Here is a 4,558-nt window from a genome sequence, read left to right as displayed (position 1 = left end):
GGCGGGGCGGCTGGTGCTGGCAGTCGCACCAGGAGCCGCCCCGGCACTCGTCGTGCCGGCGTTCCTTGCACTTCTGGCAGATCACATCCTCATTATTTCCCGTTCGGGCACCGCGTCTCCACTAGGTGGAGGGGGCAGTATCAGGGCATGCGCACCCTTCTGAACGTGATCTGGCTGATCTTCGCTGGGGTATGGCTGGCCGCCGGTTACGTCCTGGCGGGCATCATCTGCTGCATTCTGATCATCACCATCCCGTTCGGCGTGGCCTCGTTCAGGATCGCGGCGTACGCGCTGTGGCCGTTCGGGCGCACCATCCAGCGAGATCCGTCCTCGGGCTGCCTGACCACGATCGCGAACGTGATCTGGCTGATCTTCGGCGGGATCTGGCTGGCCATCGGGCACGTGGTGACCGCGATCCCGCTGTTCATCTCGATCATCGGCATCCCGCTGGGGATCGCCAACCTCAAGATGATCCCGATCTCCCTGCTTCCCCTCGGTGCCCGGATCGTGTCCGTGGACGACCCGTATTACCTGCCCAGATGACTCGTTAGCCGGGTGTGGGCCCGGGTAGTCTGCGAAACGTTCCTTATCGGCGGGCCGAATCGCCCGCAGCCGTGACCGTTGGGTGCCATGACGTCAACCGACGCCCCCTCACAGGGGGCAAAGGGCGCGCGAGGCGGCAAACGCGACAAAACGCGTAGCCTGGCACGCTGGGCGCGCCTGATCCGGCGCGTTCCCCGGACGGCCCTTAATCACGCCCGGACCGAACTCCGCCGGATCGCCGGCACCCGCACATGGGCCGTGGTGCGGGCCACCACCATGGCGGGCGTCGCCTACCGGGTGACCGGTCTCGCCGGAGAGGCGGCGTTCTTCGCGCTGCTGTCGCTGCCCCCGTTCGTGCTCGGGCTCATCGGCATCCTGGCGCACCTGAGCACCTTCCTCGGGCCCGATGTCGTCCAGGAGGTGCGCAGGAACATCGAGGAACAGGCGCACGTACTGTTCACCGACAACGCGGTGGACCGGGTGGTGACCCCGCTGCTGGACGACGTGCTCGGCGGCGGCCAGGTCCCGCTGATCTCGCTGGGCTTCCTGCTGTCGCTGTGGTCGGGCTCCCGGGCGCTGTTCGTGTACGTGGACCTCATCTCGGTCGCCTACGGCCTCGGTGAGAAGCGCGGCATCATCCGGACCCGGATCATGTCCTTCGGCCTCTACATCGTCGCGCTGCTGATCGCGCCCATCGTGATGCCGGTGCTGGTGGTGGGCCCGACCCTGCTGGTCGGCGTCATCCCCGCGCCCTACGCCGTCATGGTGGACGTGCTCTACTGGCCGGTGCTCGTGGCCGGCTCGGTGCTGTTCCTCACCGTGCTTTACCACGTGAGCGTGCCGGTGCGTACGCGTTGGTGGCGGGAGGTGCCCGGCGCGGTGCTCGCGCTGGTCATCTGGATCATCTGCGCCGCCGTGCTGCGCGCCGTGCTGGCCGCCTGGTTCACCCCGCTGTCGGTGTACGGCTCGCTGGCCGCGCCCATCGCGGTGCTGCTGTGGCTCTACATCACCGCGCTGGCGGTGCTGATCGGGGCCACGCTCAACGCCGAGGTGGACCGGCTGTGGCCGGTCGAGGGGGCGCCGCGCCCCGGCCGTACGGCGCGTTGATTCGGCTTGCAGCGCCCGAGCCAGATCCCGGGCCTGCCACATCCGCTATCGTCTAAAAGCGTCGCGACTGGCGCGTCAGGGGTGGGGACAAACCACCGGGGAGCGATTGGGGCGGAGGCCGTGCGCCTGGGTCTTCGCGGGATCTCAACTCAAGGAGGAGAAATGAGTCTCGCCCAGGTCGATCCGCGGATCGCCGAGCTCATCGGGGCCGAAGAACGCCGCCAGGCCGGCACCGTCAAGCTCATCCCGTCGGAGAACTACGTCTCCAAGGCGGTGCTCGAAGCCACCGGCACGGTCCTCACCAACAAGTACTCCGAGGGCTACGCCGGCCGCCGCTACTACGAGGGCCAGCAGGTCATCGACCAGATCGAGAGCGTGGCCATCGAGCGGGCCAAGTCGCTGTTCGGCGTCGCGCACGCCAACGTCCAGCCCTATTCCGGCTCGCCCGCCAACCTCGCCATCTACCTGGCGTTCCTCCAGCCGGGTGAAACGGTGCTCGGCATGGGCCTGCCGTTCGGCGGCCACCTGACCCACGGCTGGTCGGTGTCGGCGACCGGCAAGTGGTTCAACCCGGTCCGGTACGGCGTGCGCCAGGACACCGGCCGCATCGACATGGACGAGGTCAGGGCGCTCGCCCTGGAGCACCGGCCCAAGCTGATCTTCTGCGGCGGCACCGCGATCCCGCGCCAGATCGACTTCCCGGCGTTCGCCTCGATCGCCCAGGAGGTCGGCGCGGTGCTGGCCGCCGACATCGCGCACATCGCGGGCCTGGTGGCGGGCGGCGCGCACCCGACACCGGTCGGGCACGCCGACGTCATCTCCACCACCACCCACAAGACGCTGCGCGGCCCGCGCGGCGCGATGCTGATGGCCTCCGCGGACGAGCACGCGACCGCCCTCAACAAGGCCGTCTTCCCCGGCCTGCAGGGCGGCCCGCACAACCACACCACCGCCGCCATCGCGGTGGCGCTGCACGAGGCGGCCCAGCCGGACTTCTCCACCTACGCCCACCAGGTGGTGACCAACGCCAAGGCCCTCGCCGAGGAACTGCTGGCGCGCGGGTTCGACCTGGTGTCCGGTGGCACCGACAACCACCTCATCCTGATCGACCTCACCTCCAAGGGCGTGGCGGGCAAGCCCGCCGCCCAGGCGCTCGACCGGGCCGGACTTGAGACCAACTACAACACGGTCCCGTTCGACCCTCGCAAGCCCTTCGACCCCTCCGGCATCCGTATCGGCACCCCCTCGGTGACCTCGCGCGGGATGGGCGAGGCCGAGATGCGGCAGATCGGCGCCTGGATGGACGAGGTCGTCGGGGCACTCGCCAAGGGCGATGCCGAGGCGGTCATCACCCGCGTCAGGAACGAGGTCACCGAACTGACCGCCCGCTTCCCGACCCCGGGCCTGTAGCAGAACGCCGAGCGCCCGCCTCGCGGCGGGCGCTCGCTTCCGGCCCCAGGCGGGGGAACGGCACCGCCGGTTCCGGCCCCAGGGGAGCGACGGCGAGTGTCCGCCCCGGGGTGATGGGTGCTTGGTTCGGCCCCAGGCGGGGGATGCGGCGGGCGGATATCGGAGTGACGCTCGGATCGGTTTCCGGTAGGGTTCGTGACAAGCGGTCGTCTGGTGTGGGCGGCCATGGCATCGGTTGGAGGTGAGGACCATGCGGGTCTTTCTGATGTGCCCTGCGACGTCACTCACCTCTGGGATGCCCGCGCCGGCCTGAGCGAGGCCAGGCGCGTTTCGCGCGGCATCCCGCGAAACAAAGGATGCACCGATGTCTCTGCCAGTTGACGCTGGTTCTTTCGATCTTTCCCTGCTCGGCTGGGACGACTCACTCGCCGCCGAGTTGCCCGAGGGCACCACCCCCGCGCGAGTGGCGCGGGTCGACCGGGGAGCGGCCGAGGTGATCGCCGCCACCGGTCAGTATCAGGTCCAGTACTCCGCCCAGGTTCGGCGGGCCGCCGCGGCCGACCCGCTGGCACTGCCGTGCGTGGGCGATTGGGCCGCGCTGCGGGCGCTGCCCGAGGGGCGGCACGAACTGGTCGCGCTGCTACCTCGGCGCACGGCCTTCGTCAGGGGCGGGGTGAGCCGTGACTCACGCGGCGGGCTGTCCGGCGACGGCCAGGGCCAGGTGCTCGCCGCCAACGTAGACGTGGTTTTCGTGGCCGAGCCGGCGATGCACGCCACCGACCTGGCCGACCTCGGCCGGGTGGAGCGGCTGGTGGCCCTGACCTGGGAGAGCGGCGGCACGCCCGTCGTGGTGATCACCAAGACCGACCTGCTTCACCTGGGGCTCGACGACCTGCTCGACGATGTACGGGGCGCGGCCCCCGGCGTCGACGTCCACGCCGTCTCGGCGATGAACGGCGAGGGCGTGGACGAGGTCCGCGGGCACCTGTCCGGGGCGAAGACGGCGGTCGTGCTGGGGCCGTCGGGGGCGGGCAAGTCCACGCTGGTCAACGCCATGGCGGGCGCGGAGGTCATGGAGACCCAGCAGGTCAGGGCGGGAGACGGGCGAGGCAGGCACACCACCGTGCACCGAGAGCTGATCCCGCTGCCCGGCGGCGGGCTGGTCATCGACACGCCCGGCATCCGCAGGGTGGGCCTCTATGAGATGAGCGACGGGGTCGACCTGGTCTTCTCCGACATCGAGGCGCTGGCTCAGGGGTGCAGGTTCGCCGACTGCGGCCACCAGAGCGAGCCGGGGTGCGCGGTGCTGGCGGCGGTGGACTCGGGGGAACTGGCCGAGCGGCGGCTTGCGAGCTGGCACAAACTCCAGCGCGAGGCGGCCTGGATGGCGGCCCGGACCGACGCCCGGCTCCGCAGCGAGCAGACCAGAAAATGGAAGATCATCCACAAGGAGATGCGCCGCACCGGCCGCAACCGCCCCTGACCCCCGCCACCCTCC

At 70.2% G+C, this 4,558-nt stretch carries 4 protein-coding genes and 1 riboswitch; all 4 genes read left to right on the top strand.

Annotated elements, in window-relative coordinates; all coding sequences use genetic code 11:
- The first annotated feature begins 147 nt into the window (after positions 1-147).
- The 4 genes from C1I98_RS35730 (at position 148) to rsgA (ending at position 4,543) form a co-directional block, all read left to right on the top strand.
- Positions 148-543 carry a YccF domain-containing protein gene (locus C1I98_RS35730; RefSeq protein ID WP_111171718.1) on the top strand — a complete coding sequence of 132 codons (396 nt, stop codon included), beginning with the start codon at positions 148-150 and terminating at the stop codon, positions 541-543.
- A gap of 261 nt (positions 544-804) precedes the next feature.
- Positions 805-1,650, top strand: coding sequence for a YihY/virulence factor BrkB family protein (locus C1I98_RS35725; RefSeq protein WP_233508467.1), 846 nt, complete (start codon positions 805-807; stop codon positions 1,648-1,650).
- Positions 1,651-1,703: 53 nt separating this feature from the next.
- A riboswitch (ZMP/ZTP riboswitch) is annotated at positions 1,704-1,789 on the top strand.
- Positions 1,790-1,812: 23 nt separating this feature from the next.
- On the top strand, positions 1,813-3,060 hold the full coding sequence (gene glyA, locus C1I98_RS35720; RefSeq protein ID WP_111171716.1) for a serine hydroxymethyltransferase: 1,248 nt from the start codon (positions 1,813-1,815) through the stop codon (positions 3,058-3,060).
- Positions 3,061-3,424: 364 nt separating this feature from the next.
- Complete coding sequence (gene rsgA / locus C1I98_RS35715) at positions 3,425-4,543, top strand: ribosome small subunit-dependent GTPase A (protein WP_111171715.1); 1,119 nt, start codon at positions 3,425-3,427, stop codon at positions 4,541-4,543.
- The last annotated feature ends 15 nt before the right edge of the window (positions 4,544-4,558 follow it).

The sequence above is a fragment of the Spongiactinospora gelatinilytica genome, assembly GCF_003236385.1.
Lineage (GTDB): Bacteria > Actinomycetota > Actinomycetes > Streptosporangiales > Streptosporangiaceae > Spongiactinospora > Spongiactinospora gelatinilytica.
The sequence above is the reverse complement of the archived record's forward strand: the minus strand, read 5'-3'. Positions and strand labels throughout refer to the sequence as shown.